28 protein-coding genes, 1 tRNA gene and 1 riboswitch are annotated in these 26,864 nt (G+C 68.0%); of the genes, 2 read left to right on the top strand and 27 right to left on the bottom strand.

The features are described from left to right. Nucleotides 1-223: 223 nt before the first annotated feature. Nucleotides 224-310, bottom strand: a tRNA-Ser gene (locus WEA80_08230). 56 nt (nt 311-366) lie between these two features. Between WEA80_08230 and WEA80_08225 the strand changes: the two genes are divergently transcribed. Both WEA80_08225 and WEA80_08220 read left to right on the top strand, forming a co-directional pair. Next, nucleotides 367-1,089, top strand: a complete 723-nt coding sequence (locus tag WEA80_08225) for a 4'-phosphopantetheinyl transferase superfamily protein (protein ID MEX1186564.1) — start codon at nt 367-369, stop codon at nt 1,087-1,089. After that, nucleotides 1,086-2,618 carry a family 10 glycosylhydrolase gene (locus tag WEA80_08220; protein ID MEX1186563.1) on the top strand — a complete coding sequence of 511 codons (1,533 nt, stop codon included), beginning with the start codon at nt 1,086-1,088 and terminating at the stop codon, nt 2,616-2,618. The genes WEA80_08225 and WEA80_08220 overlap by 4 nt, the downstream gene beginning before the upstream one ends. Nucleotides 2,619-2,647: 29 nt before the next feature. Here WEA80_08220 and tadA read toward each other — a convergent pair whose 3' ends face one another. The 26 genes from tadA to nusB all read right to left on the bottom strand — a co-directional run. Then, on the bottom strand, nt 2,648-3,103 hold the full coding sequence (tadA, locus tag WEA80_08215) for a tRNA adenosine(34) deaminase TadA (GenBank protein ID MEX1186562.1): 456 nt from the start codon (nt 3,101-3,103) through the stop codon (nt 2,648-2,650). A 42-nt stretch (nt 3,104-3,145) separates the two neighbouring features. Further along, entirely contained in the window at nt 3,146-5,746 is a 2,601-nt protein-coding gene (clpB, locus tag WEA80_08210; GenBank protein ID MEX1186561.1) for an ATP-dependent chaperone ClpB, read from the bottom strand. A 65-nt stretch (nt 5,747-5,811) separates the two neighbouring features. Continuing rightward, nucleotides 5,812-6,222, bottom strand: a complete 411-nt coding sequence (locus WEA80_08205) for a type II toxin-antitoxin system VapC family toxin (GenBank protein ID MEX1186560.1) — start codon at nt 6,220-6,222, stop codon at nt 5,812-5,814. Beyond that, the gene (locus WEA80_08200; GenBank protein ID MEX1186559.1) at nt 6,219-6,539 is read right to left on the bottom strand and encodes an Arc family DNA-binding protein; all 321 of its coding nucleotides are present in this window, start codon (nt 6,537-6,539) and stop codon (nt 6,219-6,221) included. Before WEA80_08200 ends, WEA80_08205 begins: the two co-directional genes overlap by 4 nt. A 140-nt stretch (nt 6,540-6,679) precedes the next feature. Then, a complete protein-coding gene (locus WEA80_08195) occupies nt 6,680-7,132 on the bottom strand; it encodes a hypothetical protein (GenBank protein MEX1186558.1) in 453 nt (150 codons plus the stop codon). Nucleotides 7,133-7,252: 120 nt separating this feature from the next. Further along, nucleotides 7,253-9,103: a selenocysteine-specific translation elongation factor gene (gene selB, locus WEA80_08190; protein MEX1186557.1), complete on the bottom strand. Its 1,851-nt coding sequence runs from the start codon at nt 9,101-9,103 to the stop codon at nt 7,253-7,255. A gap of 92 nt (nt 9,104-9,195) precedes the next feature. Then, on the bottom strand, nt 9,196-9,744 hold the full coding sequence (locus WEA80_08185) for a DUF1697 domain-containing protein (GenBank protein MEX1186556.1): 549 nt from the start codon (nt 9,742-9,744) through the stop codon (nt 9,196-9,198). Between the two features lie 3 nt (nt 9,745-9,747). Beyond that, nucleotides 9,748-10,527, bottom strand: coding sequence for a DNA repair protein RecO (gene recO, locus WEA80_08180; protein MEX1186555.1), 780 nt, complete (start codon nt 10,525-10,527; stop codon nt 9,748-9,750). A gap of 78 nt (nt 10,528-10,605) precedes the next feature. Next, entirely contained in the window at nt 10,606-11,583 is a 978-nt protein-coding gene (locus WEA80_08175) for a cobalamin-binding protein (GenBank protein MEX1186554.1), read from the bottom strand. Continuing rightward, the gene (locus WEA80_08170; GenBank protein MEX1186553.1) at nt 11,492-12,187 is read right to left on the bottom strand and encodes a hypothetical protein; all 696 of its coding nucleotides are present in this window, start codon (nt 12,185-12,187) and stop codon (nt 11,492-11,494) included. The genes WEA80_08175 and WEA80_08170 overlap by 92 nt, the downstream gene beginning before the upstream one ends. A 15-nt stretch (nt 12,188-12,202) precedes the next feature. Continuing rightward, a complete protein-coding gene (locus tag WEA80_08165) occupies nt 12,203-14,158 on the bottom strand; it encodes a TonB-dependent receptor (GenBank protein ID MEX1186552.1) in 1,956 nt (651 codons plus the stop codon). Nucleotides 14,159-14,226: 68 nt separating this feature from the next. Then, entirely contained in the window at nt 14,227-15,003 is a 777-nt protein-coding gene (locus tag WEA80_08160) for an ABC transporter ATP-binding protein (protein MEX1186551.1), read from the bottom strand. Continuing rightward, nucleotides 15,000-15,989 carry an iron ABC transporter permease gene (locus WEA80_08155; protein MEX1186550.1) on the bottom strand — a complete coding sequence of 330 codons (990 nt, stop codon included), beginning with the start codon at nt 15,987-15,989 and terminating at the stop codon, nt 15,000-15,002. The genes WEA80_08160 and WEA80_08155 overlap by 4 nt, the downstream gene beginning before the upstream one ends. Continuing rightward, the gene (locus tag WEA80_08150) at nt 15,986-16,786 is read right to left on the bottom strand and encodes a helical backbone metal receptor (protein MEX1186549.1); all 801 of its coding nucleotides are present in this window, start codon (nt 16,784-16,786) and stop codon (nt 15,986-15,988) included. Before WEA80_08150 ends, WEA80_08155 begins: the two co-directional genes overlap by 4 nt. Nucleotides 16,787-16,944: 158 nt before the next feature. Continuing rightward, nucleotides 16,945-17,126, bottom strand: a riboswitch (cobalamin riboswitch). A 45-nt stretch (nt 17,127-17,171) separates the two neighbouring features. Beyond that, a complete protein-coding gene (locus WEA80_08145) occupies nt 17,172-18,113 on the bottom strand; it encodes a hypothetical protein (GenBank protein MEX1186548.1) in 942 nt (313 codons plus the stop codon). Continuing rightward, nucleotides 18,094-18,621 carry a bifunctional nuclease family protein gene (locus WEA80_08140; protein ID MEX1186547.1) on the bottom strand — a complete coding sequence of 176 codons (528 nt, stop codon included), beginning with the start codon at nt 18,619-18,621 and terminating at the stop codon, nt 18,094-18,096. Before WEA80_08140 ends, WEA80_08145 begins: the two co-directional genes overlap by 20 nt. Before the next feature lie 119 nt (nt 18,622-18,740). Next, nucleotides 18,741-19,904, bottom strand: coding sequence for a methionine adenosyltransferase (gene metK / locus WEA80_08135; protein ID MEX1186546.1), 1,164 nt, complete (start codon nt 19,902-19,904; stop codon nt 18,741-18,743). 91 nt (nt 19,905-19,995) lie between these two features. Next, nucleotides 19,996-21,798, bottom strand: coding sequence for a phosphoenolpyruvate--protein phosphotransferase (gene ptsP / locus WEA80_08130; GenBank protein MEX1186545.1), 1,803 nt, complete (start codon nt 21,796-21,798; stop codon nt 19,996-19,998). Next, a complete protein-coding gene (locus WEA80_08125) occupies nt 21,798-22,064 on the bottom strand; it encodes an HPr family phosphocarrier protein (protein ID MEX1186544.1) in 267 nt (88 codons plus the stop codon). The genes ptsP and WEA80_08125 overlap by 1 nt, the downstream gene beginning before the upstream one ends. Continuing rightward, nucleotides 22,064-22,819: a PTS system mannose/fructose/sorbose family transporter subunit IID gene (locus tag WEA80_08120; protein MEX1186543.1), complete on the bottom strand. Its 756-nt coding sequence runs from the start codon at nt 22,817-22,819 to the stop codon at nt 22,064-22,066. The genes WEA80_08125 and WEA80_08120 overlap by 1 nt, the downstream gene beginning before the upstream one ends. Next, nucleotides 22,816-23,499 (bottom strand): PTS sugar transporter subunit IIC, encoded by a 684-nt coding sequence (locus WEA80_08115; GenBank protein MEX1186542.1) that lies wholly within the window; start codon nt 23,497-23,499, stop codon nt 22,816-22,818. The genes WEA80_08120 and WEA80_08115 overlap by 4 nt, the downstream gene beginning before the upstream one ends. Next, nucleotides 23,496-23,957: a PTS sugar transporter subunit IIB gene (locus WEA80_08110; protein ID MEX1186541.1), complete on the bottom strand. Its 462-nt coding sequence runs from the start codon at nt 23,955-23,957 to the stop codon at nt 23,496-23,498. The genes WEA80_08115 and WEA80_08110 overlap by 4 nt, the downstream gene beginning before the upstream one ends. A gap of 11 nt (nt 23,958-23,968) precedes the next feature. Then, nucleotides 23,969-24,355, bottom strand: coding sequence for a hypothetical protein (locus WEA80_08105; GenBank protein MEX1186540.1), 387 nt, complete (start codon nt 24,353-24,355; stop codon nt 23,969-23,971). Then, complete coding sequence (gene hprK / locus WEA80_08100; protein ID MEX1186539.1) at nt 24,348-25,319, bottom strand: HPr(Ser) kinase/phosphatase; 972 nt, start codon at nt 25,317-25,319, stop codon at nt 24,348-24,350. Before hprK ends, WEA80_08105 begins: the two co-directional genes overlap by 8 nt. Further along, on the bottom strand, nt 25,316-26,416 hold the full coding sequence (locus WEA80_08095) for a glycosyltransferase family 4 protein (protein ID MEX1186538.1): 1,101 nt from the start codon (nt 26,414-26,416) through the stop codon (nt 25,316-25,318). The genes hprK and WEA80_08095 overlap by 4 nt, the downstream gene beginning before the upstream one ends. Then, the coding region (gene nusB / locus WEA80_08090; protein MEX1186537.1) for a transcription antitermination factor NusB at nt 26,413-26,864 on the bottom strand (452 nt) is incomplete at its 5' end. The genes nusB and WEA80_08095, both read right to left, overlap by 4 nt.

The raw sequence follows: 26,864 nt of genomic DNA, 5'->3' as shown, positions 1-26,864 counted from the left end.
CACACTTTCCAGGCGTGCGCCTTAAACCACTCGGCCACCCATCCTAAAAAACGCTGCGTCCTGCGTCCTGCGTCCTAGCAGACTGCGTCAGGGCATGCGGGTGGCGTCTTACACCACTTGCTACAGAACACTGTTCTGTAGTCGGTGGTGCAAGGCGCAAGCTTCAGAAGCCTTTGGAACTTGCTAGGACGCAGCACGCAGGACGCAGGACGCAGGGCAGTTACGGACAGGGAGAGATTCGAACTCTCGATACCGTTGCCGGTATGCCGGTTTTCGAGACCGGTGCCTTCAACCACTCGGCCACCTGTCCTGGAATCATGTAAGTTATTCATTTGAAGCGCTTTACTCAAGCGGTGGAGCCCGAATTTGGAGTGGATCGAAAGCGAGCCGGGCGGCCATGAAATCGAACCCGAAGAAGTCCACCTCTGGCGATTTCCACTCGCCGCTCCCGACAATTCCGACGGCGCCGTGAATCTCCCTGAAGAAGAGCGCCGCTGCGCCGAGGCGATGCAGTCGCCCACCGCGCGCCGGTCGTTCGTCGCCGGCCAGTCGGCGCTGCGTGCCCTGCTGTCCTCCTACACCGGCACGCCGGCGGGGGAGATCGCGTTCTCCCGCGCCGCGCACGGCAAGCCCATGCTCGCGTCACCCGTCGCACCGCTCGAGTTCAACGTCTCCCACTCCGGCGACTGGGGAGTGATAGCGCTCGCGCGCGTGCCAGTGGGCGTGGACGTCGAGCAGATCCGGCCGGGGCGCTCTTCCCCCGCGCTCGAAAGGAGATTTCTCACCGAGAGCGAGCGCGCTTTGCTCGGCCGGCGCGCGCGCGCCGATGGCGACGCGGCGTTTTTCGTCGTATGGTGTCGCAAGGAAGCGTACCTCAAAGCCACGGGGTTCGGGCTCGCGGCGCCGTTCAGCCGCATCGACAGCTCGGCCGCGCGGCTGCCGGATCTGCACGAGAGCGGAGCCCAGCTCGCGGGGGACACGCCGTGGTCGGTGGCGGAGTTCTTCGTGGACGAGCGGCATGCCGCGGCGGTCGTCGCGCGAGCGGATCGACTTTCGCCCCGATTCTTCACTTTGCGGAGATCACGTTGAAGCATCTCTCTGGAACGCAAGCCGTCGCACTGTTCGCGTGCGTGGCGCTGGCCGGCTGCGCGCCGGCGATGAGCGGCCCCGCGTCGGCGCGGCGCGGCCCACCGCCCGCGCCGCGCGAGTTCCGAGCGGTATGGGTCGCGTCGGTCGCCAACATCGACTGGCCGTCGCGCCCGGGACTGTCCACCGCCGAGCAGCAGGCGGAGCTGATCGCGCTACTCGACCGGTCGGCCGCGCTCAACCTCAACGCCGTGATTCTGCAGGTGCGCCCAGCAGCCGACGCACTGTACGCGTCGGGCATCGAGCCGTGGTCGCCGTATCTCACCGGCACGATGGGACAGCCGCCCGAGCCGTTCTACGACCCGCTCGCTTTCGCGGTCGCGGAAGCGCACAAGCGCGGGCTCGAGCTGCACGCCTGGTTCAATCCGTTCCGCGCGAAGCAAGGACCGTTCAGCGGCGCAATCTCGGACAACCACGTCTCGCGCACGCACCCCCACCTCGTGCGGAGCTACGGCCGCTCGCTCTGGCTGGATCCCGGCGAGCCCGACGTGCACCGCTGGTCGCAAGCGGTGATTCTCGACGTGGTCAGCCGGTACGACATCGACGGCGCGCACATAGACGACTACTTCTATCCCTACCAGGAGCGCGACTCGGTAACGAACGAGCTGCTCCCCTTCCCCGACGACTCGAGCTACCTGCGGTACGGCGGCGGCATCCCGCGGGACGACTGGCGCAGGCAGAACGTGGACCGGTTCGTGGCCGAGCTGTACGCCGGAATCCGCGGGCTCAAGCCGCACGTGAAGTTCGGAGTCAGTCCGTTCGGCATCTGGCGGCCCGGTTATCCCGCGGGCGTCACCGGCTTCGACGCGTACGCCAGCATCTACGCCGACGCGCGCAAATGGCTGAACAACGGCTGGCTCGATTACTTCTCGCCGCAGCTGTACTGGCGGTCCGACTCACCGGGGCAGAATTATTCCGCGCTGCTGGCGTGGTGGGTAGCCGAGAACAGCTACAGCAGGCACATCTGGGCCGGAAACTTCACCAGCCGCACCGATACCGTTGCCGGACCGCAAAGCTGGCGCGCGTCCGAGCTGCTGCGCCAGATAGATCTCACGCGCGCGCAGCCCGGCGCCACCGGCAACGTGCACTTCAGCATGCGCGCGTTCATGCGCAACCGGGACTCGCTCAACGAGCGTCTGCTCGCGGGCCTTTACGCCGAGCCTGCTCTCGTCCCGGCGTCACCCTGGCTGGATTCGCTGCCCCCGGCCGCGCCCCGGCTGTACCTGACGCTCGACCGCGAGTCGCGTGAGCGCCGAATCGAGCTGCGGCCGGGAAGCGAGCAGGAGCTGCCGTGGCAGTGGCGCGTTTCCACGCGGCGCGGACGCGACTGGGACACCGTGATCCTGCCGGGCCGGACTTTCTCGGTCGCGCTCAACCGAGGCGGCGGACGCGCGCCCGCGGCGGAAGTGTGGGTTACGGCAGTGGACCGCGCTGGGAACGAGAGCGCGCCGGCGATGCTGCGGCTGCGCTAGCCGCTTCGCCTACGCCGGGATGCCCGGCGCTACCGCCTGATCGAGAAGAACTCGCGCAGCAGCACAGCCGACTCTTCGGCTAGAAGACCACCGCTGACCTCGCAACGGTGGTTCAGACGGGGATGCCGCACCAGGTCACCGACGGAACCGGCCATGCCGGCTTTGTCGTCCCACGCGCCGAAGACGAGCTTGTCCATCCGCGCGAGAACGATCGCCCCCGCGCACATCGCGCACGGCTCCAGCGTCACGTACAGCGAGCACCCCTCCAGCCGCCAGCTCCCGAGCACGGCCGCCGCCTGCCGTATGGCCAGCAGCTCCGCGTGCGCCGTGGGGTCCTGGTCGCGGAGGGTCCGATTCGCGGCCCGCGCTAGCACCTCTCCGCCCCGCGTGACGACGGCGCCCACCGGCACTTCGCCAGCGGCGGCCGCTGCGCGCGCGTCGTCGAGCGCGGCACGCATGTACGCCGTTTCTTCGCTTGACGGCACGCTACTCACCCTTCCGCGAGCCTCGCGGCAAGAAGGGTCTGCTCAGGCAGGCCTGTTCCCGCTCTCGAACGCGATCTTCCCGTCGTCTCCCACGGTGGCGACGATATGATCTCCGGCGGCGAACCTGCCCTCGAGCACGGCCATCGCCAGCGGGTCCTGCAGCAGCCGCTGGATCGAGCGCTTGAGCGGCCGCGCGCCATATGCCGGATCGAATCCTTCCGCGGCCACCACCTTCTTCGCCTCCGGTGTGAGCTCGAGCGTAAGCTTGCGGTCGGCCAGCAGCGCGTGCAGCCGGTCGAGCTGCAGATCGATGATGCCGGCCAGCTCCGCCTCGCCGAGCGGGCGGAACACGATCACGTCGTCCACGCGGTTGAGGAACTCCGGTCGGAAGTGCTGCCGCAGCGCGCTCAGCACCTGCGTCTCGGTCTCCGCCCAGTCGGCACCGGACCGCTCCAGGATGTAGTGGCTGCCGATGTTCGACGTCATCACGATGACGGCGTTGCGGAAGTCGACGGTGCGCCCCTGCGAGTCGGTGAGCCGCCCGTCGTCGAGGATCTGCAGCAGTATGTTGAACACGTCCTGGTGCGCTTTCTCAATCTCATCGAACAAAATCACGGAGTACGGCCGGCGGCGCACGGCCTCCGTTAGCTGGCCGCCTTCCTCGAAGCCGATGTAACCCGGCGGCGCGCCGATGAGACGCGCGACCGCGTGCTTCTCCATGTACTCCGACATGTCTATCCGCACCATCGCGTGCTCGTCGTCGAACAGAAAATCGGCGAGCGCGCGCGCGGTCTCCGTCTTCCCCACTCCGGTGGGACCGAGGAAGATGAACGAGCCGATCGGGCGATTGGGATCCTGCAGCCCGGCGCGCGACCGGCGCACCGCGTTCGACACTGCCGCGACGGCTTCAGGCTGCCCGATCACGCGCTTGCTCAGCTCGGCCTCGAGCTTGGTGAGCCGCTCGCGCTCGCTCTCCATCATCCGCGACACGGGAATCCCCGTCCAGCGCGCGACGATGTCCGCGACGTCGTCCGCGTCCACCTCTTCCTTGAGGAACTGGCGCTTGCCGCCCTGCTTGCTCGCGAGCTGCGATTCCACCTGCTTGAGCTCCGCCTCGAGCTGCGGGATCGTGCCGTACGTAATCTCGGCGGCTTTGCCAAGATCGCCGGAGCGGGTGGCCTGCTCCGCCTGGTTGCGCGCCTCTTCGATCTGCTGCTTGATGCGTCCGACTTCGCCGAGCGATTCTTTTTCCGCCTGCCACTGGGCTTTCATGGCGCCTGATTTCTCGCGCAGCTCCGCCAGCTCGCGCTCGAGCGCCTCGCGCCGCTCCTTGGACGCGGCGTCCTTCTCCTTCTTCAGCGCCTCGCGCTCGATCTCGAGCTGTACGATGCGGCGCTCGACTTCGTCGATCTCCTGCGGGAGCGAGTCGATCTCGATGCGGAGCCGGGACGCCGCTTCGTCGATGAGGTCAATGGCCTTGTCGGGTAAAAATCGGTCGCCGATGTAGCGGTTGGAGAGCGTCGCGGCCGCGACGACGGCGCCGTCGGTGATGCGCACGCCGTGGTGCACCTCGTAGCGCTCCTTGAGCCCGCGCAGAATCGCGACCGTGCTCTCCACGCTCGGCTCGCCGACATACACCGGCTGAAAGCGGCGCTCCAGAGCTGCATCCTTCTCGACATTCTTGCGGTATTCGTCGAGCGTGGTCGCGCCCACGACGCGCAGCTCGCCGCGCGCGAGCATCGGCTTGAGCATGTTGCCCGCGTCCATAGAGCCTTCGGCCTTCCCCGCCCCGACAATCGTGTGCATCTCGTCGATGAAGACGACGAACTTGCCTTCGCCCTCGGTGATCTCCTTAAGCACGGCTTTGAGGCGCTCCTCGAACTCGCCGCGGAACTTCGCGCCGGCGATGAGCGCGCCCATGTCGAGCGAGACCAGCCGCTTGTTCTTGAGCCCGTCGGGGACGTCGCCGTTCACGATGCGCTGCGCCAGGCCTTCGGCGATCGCGGTCTTGCCGACGCCCGGCTCGCCGATCAGCACCGGGTTGTTCTTGGTGCGGCGTGAGAGAACCTGGATGACGCGGCGAATCTCTTCATCGCGGCCGATGACGGGATCGAGTCTTCCTTTCCTCGCGTCTTCCGTGAGATCGCGCGTGTAGCGCTGGAGCGCCTGGTACTGGTTTTCCGGAGTCTGGTCGCTCACGCGGTGCGACCCGCGGACGGCTTCGAGCGCTTCCAGCAGCTTCGGCGTCGTAGCGCCGACGCCCTTGAGCAGCGTCTTGCTCTCTGTGCCCGGCGTGTCCGCGAGGGCGAGCAGCAAGTGCTCGGTGGACACGTAATCGTCACCGAGGCTTTTGGCCTGCTTCTCCGCGCGGTCAAAAACCTGGTTGAGCTCGCGCGAGAGCGTGGGCTGCGCGTCGGACTGCTTGGGATAGCGAGCGGCTTCGCGCTCGGCCTGCTCGCGTACCGCGGCGACGCTCGCGCCGAGCTTCTGGAGCATCGGTACGACGATTCCCTCGTCCTGGTCGAGCAGCGCGAGCAGGAGGTGGAGATCGTACACGAGCGGATTGCCCGCGCGGCGCGCCCGCTCGAGCGCGTCGTTGAAGGATTCCGCGGCCTTTACCGTCAGTCTGTCGGCGTTGATCATCGCCCTAAGCTATCAGCAATCCGGCTGCCCCGAGAATTTGCCGCTGGAGTATTTCCCTGGTGGCCTCAGCCTTCAGACCGCGTCGCCACAGCCGTCGCCGGCGAGATTGCGAACTCTGGAAACAGCCGCTGCAACTTTACATCACTCGTCACGAGCGGCACGCCGAAAGTCAGAGCGAGCACCACATATTCGGCGTCGTACGCCGAGCATCGCGTCGTGGCGACGGTCGCCAGAACGCGATCGCTCGAAGGTCGTCGCTCCGTCGCCTCCAGCCGCTCCTCCGCCAGCCGCATCGCGGCCTGAGCCTCGACGAGCGAAACGAGTCCGGCCAAAATGTACTTGCGACAGACATTCCTCAGCTCGCTGCGCCATAGCGGGGGAACGATCCAAGCCACCGCCGAGAGCCGCTCCGCCGCCCGCGCGTGCTCGGTCCTGAGAAAGAGCTGCGTGATGAGGGTACAGTCCGCGACGATCACTCGCGGCCTTCGTCCCGAGCCGCGACGATCTCCGCCGCGCTGGTGTCTACGTTGATCTTCTCACGCAGAGCCCGAACCCGCTCGAGCCATTCATCGGCATCGGGATCGCGGTGTTCCCTGACGGCCGGGCCCGTATCACGCGGCTGGACCCGATATCGTCTTATCTCGTCGAGAGTCGGCGTCGTGGGCCGTTCCAGCACAGACTGCTCGAGCCGGTGAATGACCTCGCCATTCAAGCTACGGCGGTGCTCCGCCGCCTCTCGCTTCAACTGCGCCACCAGCGCTTCAGGTACGCCCTTGAGGGTCAGGTTGGCCACGGATGCTCCATTATGGAATCATAATGGAATCTATCCGGAAGTTATGTGGGGGCAATGGACTATGAACGAAATCGCAGCTCGTACGGAGCCAAGAAAAAAAGGGGCCGCTCATCGCGGCCCCCGGTTTTCCCCAATCAGTCCTACTTCTTGAACATCTTCTTTACGAAGGGCCGGCCATCGACCTCCAGCCGGTACAGGTAGACCCCTCGCGGGATCTGCTCGTCGCGGTTCAGGAAGTTTCCGTTCCAGTAGCCGACGAACTGATTGCACGTCAGTAAAACGTTGTCCAGCGGCTCACCGCCAGGCCCGGCGACACCGGCCTCCAGCGTAGGGATCGCCACCAGCTGCGACAGCAGATTGTACACCCGCAGCGAAACCCTGTACTGCCTGCCAGGATCCGAGCACGTCGGGTAATCGCCGATCGTGAACGGGATCCTCGTGTCGAGAGCAAACGGATTCGGGTAGTTCTGCCCCAACCCGGTCGCGGAACCCTGCGAATCGTCGGTTTGGGGTGAAAAACCTTGCGCCGCAGACTCGCGAGGCACCGCACTGAGGGCGAGCACGATCAGCAGTGCCCACCACAGATGCTTCATGCCTACTCCGTGCTGACTATGAAAGGTTCGCTTCGAATACTCCCACGTGAGGTGAACGGATGACCAGCTATTGCGGCGAACTTAGGACCGGTACAACAAAGTGTCAACGATCCTAACTCCTTACGGACGACCTATCTGCCTGTTTCGTAATACCCTGCCCGCCCCTTTTCTTTCCGTCACCCGCGTCCGGTCGCAGAACTCCAGAAACGGAATCAGGTACTTCCTCGAAGTCCCGACGGCGTCCTTCACGTCCGCCGGCGAGTACTCCCGGTCCTGCGCCATCGCCGCGGCTAACCGCCCAACCATGCGCTCGACTACCTCCGGGCAGTAGTAGAAGTCGCCGGAAACGCGGATCAGACGGCCCTCTCGCTCCAGATAGCGGAGCACCGGGACCACGTCTTCACCATGCCGCGCGACCACCTCGCCCAATGCCGGTGGCTCCTCGCCGGAAGAGCAAAAAGCATGCACCATGCGTTCGGCGAGATCGGACTGCACGCTCGACAGCCGCGGTTTCCAGCCGGCGGTCCGAACGATCGTGCCTTCGACCTCCACCGCTTTTCGCTCGACGAGCAGGCGGAGCGCCGTGTCGACCAGATCGGCGTCGACGCCGAGCGACCCCCGCAGCTCATCCAATTGGACGCCGGATTCGGTCGGAGAGTTTACTTGCGCCTGCTGAATCATCGCCGGCAGCCGACCGGCGACGTCGTTCAGGACGCGTCGTGAGTAAACGCTGCGATCGGTGAAAAAGAAATCTCCCTCGCTCCGAAGCAAATCGATCTCGGCGGGCGATCTGCCGAGCCTGATGGGCAGCGTCCTCCGATCGACTCCCTTGGGCCCCGCCTCGTCGCACAGCGCCGCCAGGCGCTCCGCGGCGGCGACCCCGAACGCCGTCGCGCCGGGCTTCGGGCGACGGTCAGCCGGCAGCGGATCGGTGATGACGCCGCCCGCGATCACCTCGAGCGGCGAGCCCGCGCGCAGAACGAACCGGTCGCCGGCGCGGGCGACGACCGGCTCGTCCAGCCGGATGCGGGCCGGTTGCTGAATCTGCCCGGCTCGCGGCTCGAACAGCCGTACGCGCGCGCCCACGTCGGCGGCGCCGAGGTGGAGCCGCACGCGCGTGCGCGGCGTGACGGCGACACTCGACTCGGACAGCGTCAACTCCGCGAGCATGACGGAGCCCTCGGCCCAGCCCTCGCCGGCCACGAGCACCGCCCCGCGGCCGGCCTGCTCCACGGTGACTCCGGCGAGCGCCACGGCCGCGCGCGAAGCGGCCGACACGCCCTCCACCGACGTGCCGTGCGTCTGAAGATCACGCACGCGCACCGCCAGCGCGCCGGGAAAAACGGTCGCGGCGCCCTTGCGGAGCGTTCCGCTCCACACTGTGCCGGTGACGACGGTGCCGGTGCCGTGCACCGAGAACGCCCGATCGATCGGCATGCGAAAGAGATCGTCGGTGTCGCGCGCGATCACCGACGCCGCCGCCGTGCGGATCGCGGCCCGCAGATCGTCGAGTCCCGCGCCGGTCGTCGCCGATACGGGAACGACGGCCGCGTTCTCGAGCCCCGACCCATTGAGAACGGCTGCGACGTCGGCAGTGACCAGCTCCAGCCAGTCCGCGTCGACGAGGTCTGTCTTGGTGAGCGCGACGACGCCGGCGCGCACGCCGAGCAGCGTGAGGATGGTCAGGTGCTCGCGCGTTTGCGGCATCACTCCTTCGTCGGCCGCCACGACGAGCAGCGCGAGATCGACCCCGGTCGCGCCGGCGAGCATCGTCCGGACGAACGCTTCGTGACCCGGCACGTCTATCACTCCGATCGTGCCGATGCCGTCCAGGCGGAGTGGCGCGAAGCCGAGATCTATCGTGATGCCCCGGCGCTTCTCCTCCGGCAAGCGGTCGGTGTCAACGCCGGTGAGCGCGCGGACGAGCGCGGTCTTGCCGTGGTCGATGTGGCCGGCGGTGCCGAGGATCATAGAAACGGTGACTAGTGACTAGTGACTGGTGACTAGTGACTAGTGACTGGTGACTGGTGACTGGTGACTAGTCACTAATCACTAATCACTAATCACTGTTCGCCGTCGGCGTACTTCTGCGCGAGTCGCCGCACCGTCGTGACGTTTCTAAACGTGACCGGTCCGCCGAGCGCGCGGTCCATCTTCGGGCCGGTGATCCGCAGGATTGCGGGACGCTCCCGTGTGTGCCAATAAACCTCGCGGCCGTGGACGTGGAAATCGTGAATGTCGTCGCGAAAGGCCATCAGTGCGGCGTGGGCCTCGGCCGCCAACGGCGACTTCAGGAATCCGACTTGCAGCATCGCGCCGGGCGGAACTACGCCGAGGCCTTTGAACGGCTCGTGCGCCGCGACGGCCGCAACTTCGGCGGCCGTTCTGAGAAACGTCGGAATCGCGAAGCCAAGCTCACGCTCCAGGCGCTCTTCGATTCGCCGCTCGATCGACACGGCCTTACCCGTCGCGTCGAAGATGACGTTGCCGCTGGCGATGAACGTCTCGACGTCGCGCAGGCCGAGCGCGACAAGCATCGCCCGGAGCGGCTCCATTCGTACCGCGTGGTTGCCCCCGACGTTGATCCCGCGAAGAAACGCGATGTAGCGCATCGATTAGCGGCTGGCCACTGGATCATTCGTTACGAGCAGCTCCTGCTCCCACATCCCGTAGGCGATCAGCTTCTTCCCTTCGCTGAGATGCTGGTCGAGGAACTCGCGCAAGAGGCGCTGGTGTGCACGCCCTTCCGCGGGGCTGGAGATCTCGACAGGGGAGCCCGCGAGCCATTCCCCGAGAGCCGCTCGGGCTTCGGGCGGGATGGGACGCGCGCCGGCCACCAGCCGCGCGCAACGGTCGCACAGCGCGCCGCCGGCGACGTGAGAAAACGGCGTGCGCGCGCCGGCCGCGAGCGGCGTGTGACAGTTTGCACACACGTCCAGAGCGGGCGCGAAGCCCAGCTCGCCCACGATGTGCCAGGCAGCGCTGAGCGTGCGGGACACGGTCGCGTCCGCACCCGCGGTGCCGATCGTGTCGAGTCCCGCGACGAACGCGTCGAACAATCCCGGGTGCGGCTCGTCGCTGCTGAAGCGGAGTGCCATCTCGGCGAGCACGCAGGCACCGGTGAAGCGCGAGACGTCGGCCGCCAGCTCGGGGCGCGCACGAGTGACGTCGAAGGCGGTGAGCGTGTTGAGGTCGCGGCCGGGGCGCGTCGAGTACTCGGCGGTCCCATGCGCGAACACGTCCAACGACGTGCCGAAGCGCTTGCGGCTGCTGCGCGCGCCCCGCGCCAGCACGGACTGAATCCCCGAGTCCCTGGTGATCAGCCGCATTATCCGCGAGCTCTCGAGATAGTCGAAAGCGTGCAACACTACTGCCTCGGTGACCACGAGCGTCATGATGAAAAGCTACTGCGCGCTGCGGGGAAAGCGCTGCGTGCTGCGAGCTGCGCGCTGCGAGCTGCGCGCTGCGTGCGATCAGGGGATCTCGATCCACGGGTGATGCGAGTGTGCCCACGGCACGAGCTCCGGATGGAAGAGATGGCCCAGGAGCTCGACTCCTTCGGCGACGCGCGGGCCGGGTCGGGCGTAATACGCGTTGGCGTCCACGGCGTACACCCTTGCGCCCGATATCCGCGGGACGCTGCGCGCGAGCTCGGCGGCCTGCGGCAGGCGGTACCCACAGGGGGATACGACGATCAGCTCCGGTGCGGCCGCCTCAACGTCGTCCCAGCTCATGCGCACGGAGTCTTCGCCGGAGCGGCCGAGTGGGTCGTGGCCCCCGGCGAGCGCTACCATCTCGGGGACCCAGTGCCCTGCGCAGAAGGGTGGGTCCGTCCATTCGAGAAAAATGATCCGGCGCGTCGAGGCGCTGGCCACTGCCGCCCGGACAAGTGTCAGCCGCCGGCGCGTGGCTGTCAGGAGCGCTTCCGCCGCGTCCGGCCGGCCGATGGCGATGCCGGCCTCCCTTATGTTGTCCTCGATCCCCGCGATGTCGCCGGGAGTGAGGAAAAGAATGTCGGGCCGATTCGGGAAATCACGGACCGCGCGGCTGAGCTCGTTGCCCGACGGAGCGCAGACGCGGCAGAGATTCTGCGTCAGGATCACGTCCGGTCGAAGCTCGCGCAGCAACGCCTCGTCGATCAGGTACATCGAATCTCCGCCATCCATCCGTCCGGAAACGGCGCGATCGATCTCGCGCGGCGACGCGGCGTGCAGGTCGAGCGCCGGACGGCTCACGACCGGCAGCGCGGCTACCTCCGGCGGATAGTCGCACTCGTGCGATCGTCCCACGAGTTGGGAGCCGGCGCCGAGCGCATGGACCATCTCGGTGCCGGCCGGAAGAAAGGAAACGATCCTCAGGTCAGCACTCCAGATCGCAGAACATGAACCGGCCGTCGCGCAACGCGCTCGCTCCCGTGCGGCAGGCAATCGGCCGGCTGAAAATGGGGCCATCGAATACGAAGGTGTGGAACTCGCCCCGCTCGCCGCACGGGTCCACGTCCGCGGGCAGATCGCTGAGAAGTCGCTCGTCGAAATCCCGGCCCGCGAAGGAGCCGTCGAGCTGCTGGGTGTCCACGCACACCAGGCGCGCCGCGAAGCCCTCGCGTACGAACCGCCTCGCCAGCAGAGCCGTGTCCAGCCCCCACAGCGGAAACAGCGGTGCGAAGCCGGTGGTGGCCAGGAGTTTTTCCCGGTACTCGCGCACATCCCGGAGAAAGAGGTCACCGAAGGCGATGCGGGAAACGCCCGCCGCGCGGATCCCCGCCAGTGCGGCGAGGAATGCGGCCTCGTACGCTTCGTTGGTGCAGCCCGGGCCGAGCCATACCTCGAAGAGCGGAAGACCGAGCCGCCGCGCCTGCTCGTGCAGCAGCGAGCGGCGAACTCCGTGGACGCTCACCCGATCGTAATCGCGCGTCACGCTCGTCAGCAGCCCTGCCACCTCCACGCCCTCATCCTGGCTGAGCGCGTGCAGGGCCAGCGCGCTGTCCTTGCCCCCGCTCCAGCTCAGGATCACCGGCGTGCGCGACGCGGTCCCGGCACGCGAATCGGATAGCATCATTCTGTCCGGAGCTTACCTCAACCCCGCCTCGAATCTCCCGCCAAGGAGAATCCTCCGCCCGGGGGCCTCGAAGTTGAACACCTCCTGGTACCGTGTATCGGTGAGGTTGTCGACGCGGAGTGTCAGAGCCAGCGGCGTGCCGATACCCATCCGTGAGAGCGCAATGCTCGCGGCAAAATCCAGCGTGCTCGCGGAAGGTACCATGACTCTCGCGGATGGAAAACTCCGGAAATCGAGGTCCGGCCGCTTTCCCAAGTAGCGCGCCGTAAGCGCGGCCGACGATCCGCGCGAATCCGTGTAGCTGATTTCGGCGCTTCCGGATCTGCGCGGCCGGCGCAGCAGCTCGTCCCCGACTTTGGCGCCCCCCTGATAACCGCTCGACAGCTCGGATACCCGGGCCTTCAGGGACGTAAACGAAGCCGTGCCCGACCATCCGGCGCGAGGCGCCGTAGCCAGCTCAATCTCGAATCCCTTCGACGTCGCCGCCCTCAGGTTCGCGTACGTGCCCTTGTAGTCCGGCGGACCGCCGGGGACATACTCGATCAACTGCTTGAACTTCTGGTCGAAATACGTCGCGGTCAGCGTGGCGATCCCGGCTGGAAGATTCTGCTTCAGCGCGACCTCGACGTTCCGCGCCCGCTCCGGAGAAAGCGCCGGGTTGCCGATCGTGTAGTCGGTGTCCAGCAGATAGTAGAACGCGGGCGCGTTGTACGCCGTGCTGACGGAACCGCGCAGCGTTGTCCCGCGAGCCAGCGGTGCCGCCGCGCCGACCCGATACGTGGCTGCCCTGTCGAAATCCGACGGATCATCGAGACGACCGCTGACGTCGAGCCGCACGGCGCGCACTGAAGCCAGATATTCCGCGTAGGCCGCCCGCGTCGTGCGCAAGCCGGCAAAGCGGGAATTATCGGCCAGATCCCCACCCACCGGACCGGACGCACTCACGCTCCGCTCCCGCTCCCTCTGGTATTCCGCGCCGACCGTCAGCTTCGCGTCCGCCGCACCCAAGGTCAGACGGCCTTCGGCGCGCCTGCGCCGATTCTTCGAGGTGTACCGGTCGCGCGTGTCGCCCGTGCTCGCCGCGGTTACATCGTCGGTGAAATCAGTAACGTCGTTGGAGCCGCCGAGCGCGCGCAGCTCGAGTCCGGGGCGGACCATCCGCGCCGCTTCGAGCGACAGCGTCAGCCGGCGTTGATCCCGATAAGCGTTGCTGTCCACCACGTTGCCGGCGAAATCGGTCGGATACTGGAATTCCGCGTGCGTGCCGCGCGTCGAGAGGGAAACCGTGGTGCGCGCGTCGGGCCGCAGCGTCGCCGAGCCGCTGACGGTTTGGTTGGAATACTCGTTGTTGAACGGAAGAATGCCGTCGGTGGAATGCCGGCCGCCGTGGAGCGAGAAGCTCGAGCTACCTGTCCCTCCGCTCACCCCCGCGTCCGCGTCGAGCGTGCCGTACGTGCCCCCCCGGAACTGCGACGCGACGCGAGCGGGCCCTGATCCCCGCCGGGTAAATATCTGCACGACGCCCGATACCGCGTCGGCGCCGTGGACGACGCTCGCCGGGCCGCGCACCACCTCGATGCGCTCGATGTTGTCAGTCGTGAGATGGCTCAGGTCGAAATATCCCCCCACCGCATTCACGGGGACTCCGTCGATCAGGAACTTCGTATAGCGGCTTTCGCCGCCGCGCAGAAACAGCGACGTGAGGGAGCCATAGGAGCCGTTGGACGCCACCGCCACGCCCGGCAATCCCCGCAGCGCTTCAGCTACTGAGACGACACCGCGCGCGCGGAGCTCTTCGCCCGTGATCACCGTGACGGACTGCGTGAGCGCGGTCGAGGGGACTGGCACCTTCGTCGCGGAAATGACGACGCCGGATAAAATGACGGTGTCCGGCTCCTGCGCGACGAGCCTCGTGCCGGGAGCGGCAGCGAGAACGATGAACCCGACGATCAGCGTGATTTTCTTCATGAGAGAGCCCAGTAAGTGGTCGTTTGTGGTTACCAACAGCCAATAGCCAACAGCCAACAGCTTCTTCTTCACCTCTTCCTCAACGGCAGCAACACCGGCGCGCCCGACGCCGCGTCGCGCGATATCACGATCGGCCAGTCGTACACGGCTTCCAGCGTCGCGGCGTCCATCACTTCCCCCGGCGCGCCGTCGGCCACGACGCGCCCGCGCGAGAGCAGCACCATCCGCGACGCGAACCGCGCGACGAGGTTGAGCTGGTGGCTCACCATCAGCACGGCCATCCCGCCGGCGGCCAGCGAATGCACCAGCTCGAGCAGCGACATCTCGTGCGCGATGTCCAGGAACGTCGTGGGCTCGTCCAGAACCAGCATGCCAGTCTCCTGCGCGAGAGCGCGCGCGACGCGCACCCGCTGCCACTCCCCGCCAGATAGCTCGTCGGTCCGCCGCTCGAGCAGACGGCCGATCTCGGCCCGCTCCACCGCGCGCTGGATCGCGCGCGCGTCCTCCGGCGAGCTGGTGAGCCCGCGACTGTACGGATACCGGCCGAGGGCCACGTACTCGCGCACCTCCAGCGGAAACACAGCGTCCTCCCGCTGCGGGACCACGGCCACGCGCCGCGCGAACTCGCGCTGCTTCAGCGAGGCGCGGTCGTCGCCGTCGAGCAGGATCCGCCCCGACTCCAGCGGCTCCCGTCCGAGCAGCGCGCGCACGATGGTGCTCTTTCCGCTTCCGTTCGGCCCGACGAGCGCGGTGATCCCGCCGTCGGCCGCGGCGAACGACGCACCGTCCACCGCGGGGCTCGCCGCGCCGTGGTACCGCACGGTGACGCTCTCGAAGGAGATCATCGCATGCGCCCCAGCCGAACGAGAAAGAAGGGCACTCCGATCAGCGCGGTGACGGCGCCGAGCGGCAGCTCGGCCGGCGGGAGCGCTGTGCGAGCGACCACGTCGGCGAGGATCACCAGAGTCGCGCCCACGATCGCGGAGCCCGCGACCAGACGGCGGTGCCGGCGCACGCCGAAGGCGCGCACGATGTGCGGCACTATGAGGCCGACGAATCCGATCAGCCCGGCGGCGGCGACAGTCGCGGCCGCGAGCAGCGCGCTGACCAGAAACACCGTCCGCGTCGCGCGCTCCACGTCGGAGCCCAGCGCCGCCGCGGCCTCCTCGCCGAGCGCGAGCACGTCTATCTCCGGCGCGAGCCGCAGGAGCGCGAGCCCCGCGACGCCGAGGTAGAGGCCGAGCCAGAGCGCTCCCGGCCACGACGCGTCGGCGACGGATCCCATCATCCACCACAGCGATCCGCGGAGCGTGTCGGATGTGGAGTTGGCCAGCGCGACCATGATGACCGCGTTCGCGAACGCACCGATGATCACTCCCGCCATGAGCAGCGTGCGCGGGTCGCCGCGGGCGGTGCGTCCCGCGGCGCGGGCGACGAGCAGCGCGGCGCCGACCGCCGCGAGCGCGCCGACGAACGCGGGGATGGCGAGCGAGCCGGTGTGCTGCAGCCCCAGCCCGAACGCGAGCACCGCGCCCACGGCCGCGCCGCCCGAGACCCCGAGCAGGTACGGCTCGGCCAGCGAGTTCCGCAGCGCGCCCTGGAGCGCAGCGCCGCTCATGGCCAGCGCCGCGCCGACCATCGCGGCGAGCGCGACGCGCGGCGCGCGCAGCGTGCGCACGATCGTCGTCGTGGTCTCGTCGCCGCCGCCGGTCATCGCCGCAAGGATCTCGGAGAGCGGGATCGTGCTGACGCCGAACACCAGCCCCGCGAGCGCGACGATCAGGAGCAGCGCGACGGCCGCCGGCCAGTGCCACGCGCGGGGCGCGATCACAGCTCGATTCCCGGATGCAGCTGACGCGCGAGCGACATGGCGGCTTCCCCGAGCCGGACCGACGGCTTCGCCACCAGCGCGGTGTCGGCGACGATGATCCGCCCTGCCTTCACCGCCGGGAGCGCGCTCCAGCGCGCGTCGCCGCGCAGGTTTCTCGTCCCGTCCGGCCCGGCTATCACGACGTCGGGATTCCGCCGGACCACGTCCTCCAGCGTCACCGTCGGCGACGGCCTGGCGATGTCGTCGTACAGATTGCGCGCGCCGGCGATCTCGAGCAGCTCCGACATGTAGCTGCCACGTCCGATCGTGATGAGCGGCGAATCCCAGATGTACCAGAACGCGCTCGGCCGCTCACGTCCCGCGGTTGCCGCGCGCACGCGCTCCAGCGTCGCGCGCACCGAATCGCCGACCGCCGCGGCGCGCGCGGAATCACCGGTCACGATGCCGAGCAGGCGGAGGGTGCGGGCGAGATCACCGATGCTGTCGTTCTTCACGGCGAGCGTGGCGACGCCGAGCGAGCGGAGGCGGTCGGCGGCCGGCCGATTGTCGGCGCTCGCGTACAGGATCACCAGATCCGGCTTCGCGCCGATCACGACCTCGAGGTTCGGCCGGAGTCCGGGTCCCATGTCGGGCACGAGCAGCGCGGAGTCGGGGTACGAGTCCCACGTCGTGCGCCCGATGACGCGGCTGCCCGCACCGATGGCGAACAGCATCTCGGTCGTCGCGGGGTTGAGCGAGATGATCCGGCGGGCGGCGGCGGGAACGACCTCGTGACCGAAATCATCGCGCCCCGCCACGGAGCTCGGCGCGTCCGCGCGGCCGCACGCCGCGGCTGCGAGGCAAACTGCTACGCAACAAAAAACGAGCTTTCCCGCCGGAAGGATCCGGGAGAACGCCCGCAATCTCGATGTACCACGGTCGAATGACGCCACCGTCCCTCCCGCGAGGGTTGATCGGAGTGGCGCGGACGACGAGTCGTCTCCTGGCTCCGGGCCGCTACGCTCACCTTCCCGGCCGCGAGGCCAGTGGTACCACGAGCGCGCGTTGAAATCCCGTTACAGTGGCGGGGCCGCGCCGGTCTTGCACCGGCTTCCGTGGCTCCCGTCCGCGATTGAAACTCGCTTTTGGCTATTGGCTGTTGGCTCTTAGCTAGCTAACAGCCAACAGCTAACAGCCAATAGCCTATCTCTTCCGATAGGCGCGCGCAAGCGCGAGCAGCATCAGCGAAGCGGCGGCAACTATAAAGAGAACCAGAAAAGTGGGGCTCCAGGTGCGGCGCGGGGAGGGTATGTCGATCACTGCGACCGCGTTGGCCGGGACCTCCTGGGCCATGAAGCGGCGAAAGGTTCTGCCCTCGGCCGTGACTGCGCGCTCCTCGGTCAGCTTCGCGCCGGTCGCGCTGCCGCGCGGCTCCTCGATCAGGATCTCGTACACGTCTATCGGCGCCTCCGCCGGAACGGACAGCGGAAATTCCGCGGACGGCAGCGTGTAGCTGTAGGCGAGCTGCTTGACTCCGGGCGGCAGCGGCGCGATCACGCGCACGCGCCCGTCGGCGAACGTCACGGCGTCGGCGGGAACGTCGCCCTGCTCCACCTTCGGATCGCGCGCGTTTCGCGGGAGCAGCGCTGTGAAAGTGGGCGGGGATGACGGGCCTGGACTCACGAGCGTCACGGTCGTGTCGTTGGACAGCTCGAACACCTCCGTCACCGGCCGCACGCTGGAGGACGTCGCCGCCGACACGACTATGTGGCGACCGCGGATGGTGATCGGCACGCGGCGCGAAGTCGTGTCGAACACCACTATCTCGGCGGGATCGCCGCTGACGTTGTCGAACGCGAGCGGCACCGTGAAATACGTCACGCCGTGGTGCGTGGCGGAGACGAAGTAGACCGCGTCGGCGGACCCGGTGCGGCGGTAGCTGTAGGAGTAGCGCCCGCGCGCGTCGCTGCGCGCCGAGTCGAGCGGACCCGCGCGGTCCGGCCCCACGCGGTGCAGCACTGTCCAGACACCCGCCACCGGCTCCATCACCTCGGGTCCCGGCCTCACGATCCGCCCGTCCACACGGTCCGGCGGCGCGGCCGCCTGCAGCAGCAGGACAGCGATCCTACATATTGAACTTGCCAAAATCTTCCGGGCGGAGATTCTCGAGGTACTGCTTCAGCGACTCGGCGCTGGCGTCCGGCTCGTCCTCGGGCTGCGCGATCGGAAACTCAGCCTCGTCCCCCTCGGCGTCGTCCACGAGCATGGCCGTGAGCAGCGACTCCTGCGCGTATATCGGCGCCGCGAACCGCAGCGCGATCGCGATGCTGTCCGAGGGGCGCGCGTCGATCTGCACCATCCCGGTCGGCACCGCGACGTGCAGCTCGGCGAAGAACGTCCGGTTCTGCACCTTGGTTATGTGCACGCGCCGGAGGGTGCCGCCCATCCCGACGATGAGGTTCTTGCAGAGGTCGTGCGTCAACGGGCGCTCGCGCTTGATGCGGTTCATCTCGATGACGATCGACTCCGCCTCCGGCTGCCCGATCCAGATAGGCAGCAGCCGGGAGCCGTCCTTCTCCTGGAGGATCACCACGTAGGAGTTGGACGACCGGTCGAGCCCCAACCGCATGACGTCGACTTCGACTAGTTCCATCTTGAATAGTACACCACGGCTGGTGGCTTGTGGCGCGGCTGCACCTGAGAACTGCCACATAGAACTGCCAAGCGGCGAGCGGCGCAGCTTGGCGGTTCTAAGTGGCAGTTAGCTGTGAATCACTTCACCGCTTTCTTCAGCGCCGCCACGCGGTCCGTGCGTTCCCAGCTAAATAGAGTGGACCCCTTCGGACCCTTCCTCGGCGTGCGGCCGAAGTGCCCGTAGGCGGCCGTCTCGCTGTAGATCGGCTTGCGGAGGTCGAGCGCCCGGATGATGCCGCGCGGCGTCAGGTCGAACACCGTCTCGACCGCCTTCATGATCGCCATCTCGGGCACGGTGTTCGTCCCGAACGTGTCGACCATGATCGAGACGGGTTCGGCCACTCCGATCGCGTAGGCCACCTGCACCTCGCAGCGGCGCGCGAGCCCGGCGGCGACGATGTTCTTGGCCACCCAGCGCGCGGCGTACGACGCCGACCGGTCCACCTTCGACGGGTCCTTGCCGCTGAACGCTCCGCCGCCGTGCCGGCCCATGCCGCCGTACGTGTCGACGATGATCTTGCGGCCCGTGAGGCCGGCGTCGCCCTGCGGTCCGCCGACCACGAACCGCCCCGTCGGGTTGATGTGATACTTGATGGACTTGTCGCGCAGCTCCTTCGGCACGGTCGGCTCGATGACGTCCTTGATGATCGCCGCGCGGATCTTCTTGTTGCTCGCGCTGTCCGCGTGCTGCGTGGAGATCACGACCGTGTCCACGGACACCGGGATGCCGTCCTCGTACACGACGCTCACCTGCGACTTCCCGTCCGGACGGAGCCAGCTGCCCGTCTTCGTGCGGCGGTAGGCCGCCAGCGCCTCGGCCAGCCTGTGCGCGAGCTGGATGGGCAGCGGCATGAGCTCGGGCGTCTCGTCGGTGGCGTACCCGAACATCATTCCCTGGTCGCCGGCCCCGCCGGTGTCGACTCCCCGGCCGATGTCGCGCGACTGCTTGTCGATGGTGCTGATCACGGCGCACGTGTGATAATCGAAGCCGAATGCGGCGTCGTCGTACCCGATCTTCCTGATCGTGCTGCGGACGATGTCCTGCAGGTCGACGTACGTGTCCGTCGTGATCTCGCCGGCGATGCACGCGAGGCCGGTGGTGACGAGCGTCTCGCACGCCACCCGCGCGCCGGGGTCGTCGGCGATGATCGCGTCGAGCACTGCGTCGGAGATCTGGTCCGCGACTTTGTCGGGGTGTCCTTCGGTGACCGACTCGGAGGTGAAGAGGTAGCGGTCGAGCAAGGTGTGTGGGGGCCGGAGATAAGGGAAAGCCGGCAACGGAGTCGCCGGCGGATTCAAGGTGCTTGGTTCGAAGGTGCGTCGCCGTGCCGGATTACGGCCCGGCGGAGCTTTCAAAGGTATGACCGTCCACGACCACCGGCAAGCCGTGCCGGAGGAACGGCGCGTCGCCGAACGCCGAGAAAAGCCGCTCGGCGAGGGCGTCGTACGCCGCCTGCGCCGTGTCGGCGGCGACCGCGGCGGCCGCCGCTTCCCGCGCGATCTTGGCGCTCACCCCCCGGATGATCTGCTTGACCAGCGGCACGGAGCGGGGCGCCACGCTCAGCTCCCGCACCCCCAGCCCTATCAGGGCGAACGCCATCACCGGCTGGGACGCCATCTCGCCGCACACGGCCACCTCCAGCCCGGCATTGTGCCCGACCTCGACCGTGCGCTGAATGAGCCGCAGCACGGCGGGGTGCAGCGGCGTGTAGCGGGACGCGAGATTGGGGTTGCCGCGGTCCACCGCGAGCGTGTACTGCACCAGGTCGTTGGTACCGACGCTGAAGAACGCGACGTCGTTGACGAGCGTATCCGCCGCGATCGCCGCCGCCGGGGTCTCGATCATCACCCCCAGCGGAACGTCGTGGCGGTACTCCACGCCGCGCGCGTCCAGCTCGGCCGCGGCCTCGTCCAGCAGCATCCGCGCCTGCCGCACCTCGCCGACGGACACGACGAGCGGGAGCATGATCCGCACGTCGCCGTGCAGCCCCGCGCGCAGCAGTGCCCTGAGCTGCGCCCTGAACAGCTCCGGCTCGTCGAGACACATGCGGATGGCGCGCCAGCCCAGGAACGGATTGGCCTCGACGGGATAGCCGCCGATCGGAAGCTTGTCGCCGCCAAGATCGAACGTGCGGATCACCACCGGCTGGCCGTCGAATGCCTTCACGACCCGGGAGTACTCGCGGTACTGCTCTTCCTCGTCGGGCATCGTCGGGCGGCCGACGACGAGAAACTCCGTCCGCATCAGCCCGACGCCTTCCGCGCCGCTGTGCGACGCCTGCTCGGCCTCTTCCGGCAGGTCCACGTTGGCGCGGAGCGTGATCCTGACGCCGTCCAGCGTCAGCGGCTCGACGGCGATGAGCTGGGTCAGCTCCATCTCGTACGCCTGCTCCCGCAGGGCCCGGTCCCGGTAGGCCGCGAGGTGTTGCTCCGACGGGTTCACGATGAGCAGGCCCGACGAGCCGTCGAGGATCGCAAGCTCGTGGCCGTGCAGCCGCTCGACGGCGTCGCGCAGACCAACAATCGCGGGAAGGCCGAGCGAGCGCGCGAGAATCGCCACGTGCGACGTGCGCGTCCCCGCGTCGGTGGCGATCGCCGCGATCGCGTTCCGGTCGAGCTGCACGGTGAGACTCGGCGTCAGGTCGTGCGTGATCAGGATCGCGTTCGCCCCGGGGGGCAGATCCACCGGATCGTGGTCGGGGAGGTCCAGCAGAATCGAGAGCACGCGGATGTGCAGGTCCACGAGATCGCCCACGCGCTCGCGCAGCATCGCCTGGGCGTGCTTGGCGAAGTGCTGCCGCCACTCGAGCATGACCAGGTCAAACGCCTTCTCCGCGCCGATGTTCTGCCGGATGAGCGATTCGACCTCCCCGATCAGATCGGCGTCGTCGAGCATCGAGGCCTGCACGTCGAAGATCGCGGCCTCCTCGTCGCCGGCGTGCTCCTCCGCGCGGCCGCGCACCTTGTGCAGCCGATCCTTGGCGCGCCCGATGGCGGAGTGCAGCCGCGCGATCTCGGCAAGAATCGCTTCGTCCGCGATGATGCGGTGCCGCACCTCCGGCACCTCCCAGCGCAGGACGTGCACCGGGCCGATCACGATCCCGCGCGACGCGGGTATGCCGGTTATCGTCAGCATCAGCGCTCCCGGAACTTGGTCGTGACCAGCGCGGCCAGAGCCTCGACCGCCTGCTCTTCGTCGCTGCCGTCGGCCCGCAACGTTATGGTGGAGCCGAACTCGGCGGCCAGCATCATCACCCCCATGATGCTCTTGCCGTTGACCTCGAGGTCGTCGCGCGTGAGGGTGATGTTGCTCTGGAACTTCGCGGCGGTCTTCACGATCTCCGCGGCCGGCCGGGCATGCAGCCCCAGCCTGTTCATGATCTGCACCTGGCGCTCGATCATCAGACGAGCACCGCGTACAGGACAATGATACTGAGGATGCCGAGCGCCAGCCGCCAGCCGACGGATGTGTTCGGGATGCGCGCGAGCACCACGCCGCCGATCAGGACCGCGCCGATGGCGAGTGCGCTGACCTCGCCCCCGATCCCCACGGCCCGCTCCACGGCGGTCGGAACGGCGATCCCCGCCAGCAGCGCGCCGGCGCGATCGATCCACTCCGGCGAGCGCCGGAGCAAGGGCGTGGCGAGCGACTTCGCCACTTCCGTTCCCTGCGAGAATCCGACCTTGAGACCCCATGCGCGCAGCGCTACGTGGCCCGCGTTGTACACGATGAGAAACAGCGCGATCACAAGCCCGGCGCTACCGCCGAGTCCGTATGCGCCGAGCGCGAGCAGCGAGCAGAGCGGAAGCCACCCCGACCATACCAGCCGGTCCCCGACGCTTCCGAGCGGTCCTGCGAGCGCGGTCCGGAAGCGCTCGATCTTCGCTGGATCCACCTCCTCGAGCTCCGCCCGCGTGAGCGCGCCGACCGCGACGGAGGCGAGATACGGGTGCGCGTTGAAGTAGCGGGACTGGCGCGCGAGCGCCCGTCTGTACTTGTCGCCGCCACGGCCGCCGGGCAGCAGTCTCAGCGCGGGCTCCGCGCAGAAGCCGATTCCGTTGCCCAGCAGGATCTCGTAGTTCCACGAGCCCTGCACGGCGAACAGCCGGAGCCAGGTCACCAGCCTCGTCATGAACGGCACGTGAATGCGCGTCATTGCACCGCCACGAAGCCGAGTCCGATCACGAGGCCGGCGAGAAAGAGCCAGCCGGTCCGCGTGCCCGCGGTAAAGAACTTCCAGAGCGAGCCCCCCGCGACCGCGCCCGCGAGCCCGATGACGGCCGCATTGGAGAACGTCGCGGGCAATCCCCAGATCTCGACCATTCCGCGCGCGAGCGGCACCGCCAGCGCGACGGCCAGCAACGTCAGGATGAACCCGCGCAGCAGGTCGGCGGTCAGGCCGAACAGCTGCAGGCCGACGACCGCGCGCTCCGACCCGGCCTCGATCAGCTCGCGCGTCACGGCCGCGCGCGCGCCGATCAGCTTCCGCAAGACGACCATGCTGGAGCCGCTGAGCATCGCGGTCACGAGCGAGACGAACGCCGCGACGGCGAGACCGCCGGGGCGCCCGGCCCCGACGGACGCGAAGACGGCTCCGCCGGTTACGCCGGCCGTTCCCCACTCGGGATAGCGCGACGCGCCGAACGGGCGGGTGTCGAGCGCGAGCAGCTCGAGCACGACGCCGATCAGCAGCCCCTCCGACGGCGAGCCGAGGATCGCGCCGCCCGCGGTGGCGCCGACGATCGGGCGCGAGATCATCGCCTGCGGAAAGCTCACGAAGTCGAGCCCGCATACCGCCCCGAGCAGCGCGATCGGCAGAACCTCGAGGAAGCTCACAGCAGATCTCCCAGCTCGACCGGCTTCCCGCCCGGCACGTCCTGAGCGAAGATCCTCACTCCGCGCTCGGCCAGATCGCGCAGCGACTGTTCCTCCTCGGGAGTCAGGAAGACGTATCGCAGGCGCTGCGTCCTGCCGGGCGCGTGATGGATCCCTCCGAGATTCACTTCCGTCACGGGCACGCTCGCGGCGAGACGGGCCATCGTGCCGATGTCCGCGGTGAGCACGATCCCCGGCCGCGAGTCGCTCTCCCACTTCGGATGCTCGCGCTCGGCGGCGGAGAAGTCGGCGAAGTACAGCGTCATCTCCGGCGGCACGCCCATGCGATACAGCTCCTGCTCCCAGTCCGACGCGGCGACCGTGTCGTCCACGAGCGCGATGAACCCGACGCCCAGCGGGCGCCCCCAGCCCACCACTACCTGGCCGTGAATCAGCCGGTCGTCGATCCGGTGGAGCACGATCGACAACTCTATTCCCCGCCGCTCGAATCCATCGAGGAGCGCCCCTTCTCCACCGCGGTCCGGGCAGCCGTGGCCGGTCCGCACCTCTCGCCGAGCGCGAACTCCAGCAGCGCGGCGAGATTCGCGCCGGTCACCAGCACCAGCCTGGGATTGTCACGCATGACGCGCCGCGCCGCGGTGGCCGCGCTCCCGCCGGGCAGATCGGTGAAGATTATCTCGGCGCCGTTCGCGACGTGCTCGCGAAGGATTCGCTCGAGCTCCTCCGCGGGATCGTCCCGGTTGGATACGGCGGCGAACACGTCCATGCGCCCGCAGATCTGCTGCACCGCGGACAACAGCCCGGACGCGAACTCTCCGTGCCCTACGATCACCCCCCGCGCGGACTTGCTACTCATCGTCTTCCTGGAGGTAGCGCTCGACGTCCGCCGCGCGCGCCATGTGGGCGATCAGGCGCTCGTTGAACGCGGAAGCCGCTTCCATTCCGCTGTACTTGAGCAGGTGGTTGAGCGCGATGACCTCCGCGATGACCGTGAGGTTCTTTCCCGGGTTGAGCGGCACGCGGATCTTCGGCAGCTCCACGCCGAGAATCTCCGCGCTTTCCGTGTCGAGCCCGGTGCGGTCCACGACCAGCGTCTGATCCCACTCCTCGAGCTGCACCACGACCTCGATGCGCTTCTGCTGCCGCACGGCTTTCACGCCGAAGATCGACGGTACGTTGATCAGCCCGATGCCGCGGATCTCCATGTGGCCGCGCTGCAGCTCGTGCGCGCGCCCGATCACCACGTCGTTCCCGCGCCGCGTCACCATGACGATGTCGTCGGCCACGAGGCGGTGCCCGCGCTCCACCAGGTCCAGCACGCACTCCGACTTGCCGATGCCGCTCTTGCCGGTCACCAGCAGGCCCACGCCGAACACGTCCGCGAGCGAGGCGTGCACGGTGGCCGACGGCGCGAACTCCGCCTCGAGAAACGGCTTCATCCTCCGGTAGAACTCGTTGGTCTTGAGCTTGGTGCGGAACAGCGCCACCCCCGCTTCGCGCGCGGCTTCCTGCAGTCCGCTCGGAAGCGCCTGGTCCTTCGTCACGAAGACGGCCGGCACCCTGAACGCGAAGAACTGGTTGAGCAGGCGGGTCCGCTCCTCCGCGAGCAGCGACGCGAGATACGATATCTCGGTCTCGCCGAGCGCTTGCAGCCGGTTGGGAACGAAGCGCTCGACGTAGCCGGCGAGCACCAGTCCCGGACTCGATATCTCGCCGCTCTCGAGCTTGCGGTCGTGACCGAGTCCGTCCAGCAGGTCTTCGAGCTGGAGCGACGTCTTCAGCCGGTCGAACAGCTCGCCGACGGTCAGGCTATTGCTCATGCCGCGATTACCTCTTCGAGGTGGCGCAGCGTCTCGTTCGCCGCACGATCCCAGGTGAACTGCTCAGCAAATCTGCGCCCACCCTCCCCCAGCGAACGCACCAGGTCAGGCTGCGCGACGAGCCCGCGCATCGCTGCCGCGAACGCGGACGCGTCGGTGGCCGGAACGAGAAAGCCCGTCTCACCGTTGATCACCGACTCGCGGATTCCCGGCGAATCGCCGGCGATGACCGGAGTGCCGCAGGCGGCGGATTCCAGGTTGCTGATCCCCCACCCCTCCTTCGGCGACGCGAGCACGGTGGCCCATGCGCGGCGCAGTAGATCCACCTTCTCGTCCTCGCCGATGTAGCCGAGAAATCTGACGCGATCGCCGAGGCCAAGCGAGCTGCCGAGCGACTCGAGCGCGGGCCGGTAGTCTCCCTGCCCCGCGATCTCGAGCTTCGCGTCCGCGGCGTTGAGCTGCGCGAAGGCGCGAATGACGATATCCACTCGCTTGTACCGCTTTAGCCTGCCGAGGTAGGCGAACGTCGGGTCCGGCGCTCGCCGCGACCAGTCGGGCGTGTAGCGGCCGGCGTCCACGCCGTTGTAGATGACGCGGATCATCGAGCGCGGGATGCCGCGCTCGGCCAGGTCGTCCGCGGTGCTCTCGCTCACGGCCTGAAAGGGATGGCCGCCGTACAGCGACGCGAGCGGCCGCTCCGACAGCCAGACCGCGGCGGCGACCGGGAGCGGCACCTCGCGGAACGCGGTCGCGCCGAACAGGTGGTGCACCAGCACCACGAGCCGCTTCACCCGCCAGCGGGGAGTGTACAACGGAACCTTGTTGAGGTCCTCGATCACGACGTCGTAATCGTTCCGCGCGAGCCCTTCCTCGTAGCAGTTGCGCGCGTACATCGGGAACGTGTATCTGGTCCCGACGCGAAACACGCGGATGCCGTCGAGCACCGTCTCCGGCTCCGCGCCCGGAAAACCGCTGCACAGCAGGTCTACCTGGTGGCCGCGCGCGACGATCCGGCCGAACACCTCGTGCAGATGCACTTCGGCGCCGCCCGCCTGCGGGTTCTCCCGGTCCTGCCAGTTCACGACGAGGATCCTCACGAGAGCGAGCCGGCCCGGCGGGCGTACGCGTCGAGAACGCCGTTCACGAACTTCGCGCTCTCGGAGCTACCGTACCGCTCGGCGAGACGAACCGCTTCCTGGATGACGACGCGCGTCGGGGTCTCGCCGATCGCGAGCTCGGCCGCCGCGAGTCGAAGCACCGAGCGCTCGATCGCGCCGAGCCGCTCGAGGCGCCAGTTCTCCGTCACGTCGGACAGCGAGGCGTCGAGCCCGGCGCCGTCGCTGATGACGCGGCGCACTATGAGCCCCGCGATCTTCCGCTCCTCGGGACCGACGGCGAGGTCGTCCCAGACGCGGGACGCCACCTTCTCGAGCGATTCGTTCCCGCGCAGGTCCCACGCGTACAGCGCCTGCAGCGCGCGCGCGCGCGCGCGGGTCTCAATCCGCATCGAGCGGATGCAGGCGATCGAGCAGGTCCGCCATCTCG

Source organism: Gemmatimonadaceae bacterium (assembly GCA_040882285.1).
Taxonomy (GTDB): domain Bacteria; phylum Gemmatimonadota; class Gemmatimonadetes; order Gemmatimonadales; family Gemmatimonadaceae; genus JACDCY01.
This window is presented reverse-complemented; position numbering and strand designations above follow the sequence as displayed.

Excerpts from the sequence above, each read along its gene's own strand:
- clpB (MEX1186561.1), bottom strand. The coding sequence starts at position 5,746 with ATGATCAACGCCGACAGACTGACGGTAAAGGCCGCGGAATCCTTCAAC.
- WEA80_08195 (MEX1186558.1), bottom strand. The coding sequence starts at position 7,132 with ATGAAGCATCTGTGGTGGGCACTGCTGATCGTGCTCGCCCTCAGTGCG.
- selB (MEX1186557.1), bottom strand. The coding sequence starts at position 9,103 with ATGATCCTCGGCACCGCCGGCCACATCGACCACGGCAAGACCGCGCTC.
- WEA80_08185 (MEX1186556.1), bottom strand. The coding sequence starts at position 9,744 with ATGCGCTACATCGCGTTTCTTCGCGGGATCAACGTCGGGGGCAACCAC.
- recO (MEX1186555.1), bottom strand. The coding sequence starts at position 10,527 with ATGACGCTCGTGGTCACCGAGGCAGTAGTGTTGCACGCTTTCGACTAT.
- WEA80_08175 (MEX1186554.1), bottom strand. The coding sequence starts at position 11,583 with ATGGCCCCATTTTCAGCCGGCCGATTGCCTGCCGCACGGGAGCGAGCG.
- WEA80_08170 (MEX1186553.1), bottom strand. The coding sequence starts at position 12,187 with ATGCTATCCGATTCGCGTGCCGGGACCGCGTCGCGCACGCCGGTGATC.
- WEA80_08165 (MEX1186552.1), bottom strand. The coding sequence starts at position 14,158 with ATGAAGAAAATCACGCTGATCGTCGGGTTCATCGTTCTCGCTGCCGCT.
- WEA80_08160 (MEX1186551.1), bottom strand. The coding sequence starts at position 15,003 with ATGATCTCCTTCGAGAGCGTCACCGTGCGGTACCACGGCGCGGCGAGC.
- WEA80_08140 (MEX1186547.1), bottom strand. The coding sequence starts at position 18,621 with ATGGAACTAGTCGAAGTCGACGTCATGCGGTTGGGGCTCGACCGGTCG.
- ptsP (MEX1186545.1), bottom strand. The coding sequence starts at position 21,798 with ATGCTGACGATAACCGGCATACCCGCGTCGCGCGGGATCGTGATCGGC.
- WEA80_08125 (MEX1186544.1), bottom strand. The coding sequence starts at position 22,064 with ATGATCGAGCGCCAGGTGCAGATCATGAACAGGCTGGGGCTGCATGCC.
- WEA80_08120 (MEX1186543.1), bottom strand. The coding sequence starts at position 22,819 with ATGACGCGCATTCACGTGCCGTTCATGACGAGGCTGGTGACCTGGCTC.
- WEA80_08105 (MEX1186540.1), bottom strand. The coding sequence starts at position 24,355 with ATGAGTAGCAAGTCCGCGCGGGGGGTGATCGTAGGGCACGGAGAGTTC.
- hprK (MEX1186539.1), bottom strand. The coding sequence starts at position 25,319 with ATGAGCAATAGCCTGACCGTCGGCGAGCTGTTCGACCGGCTGAAGACG.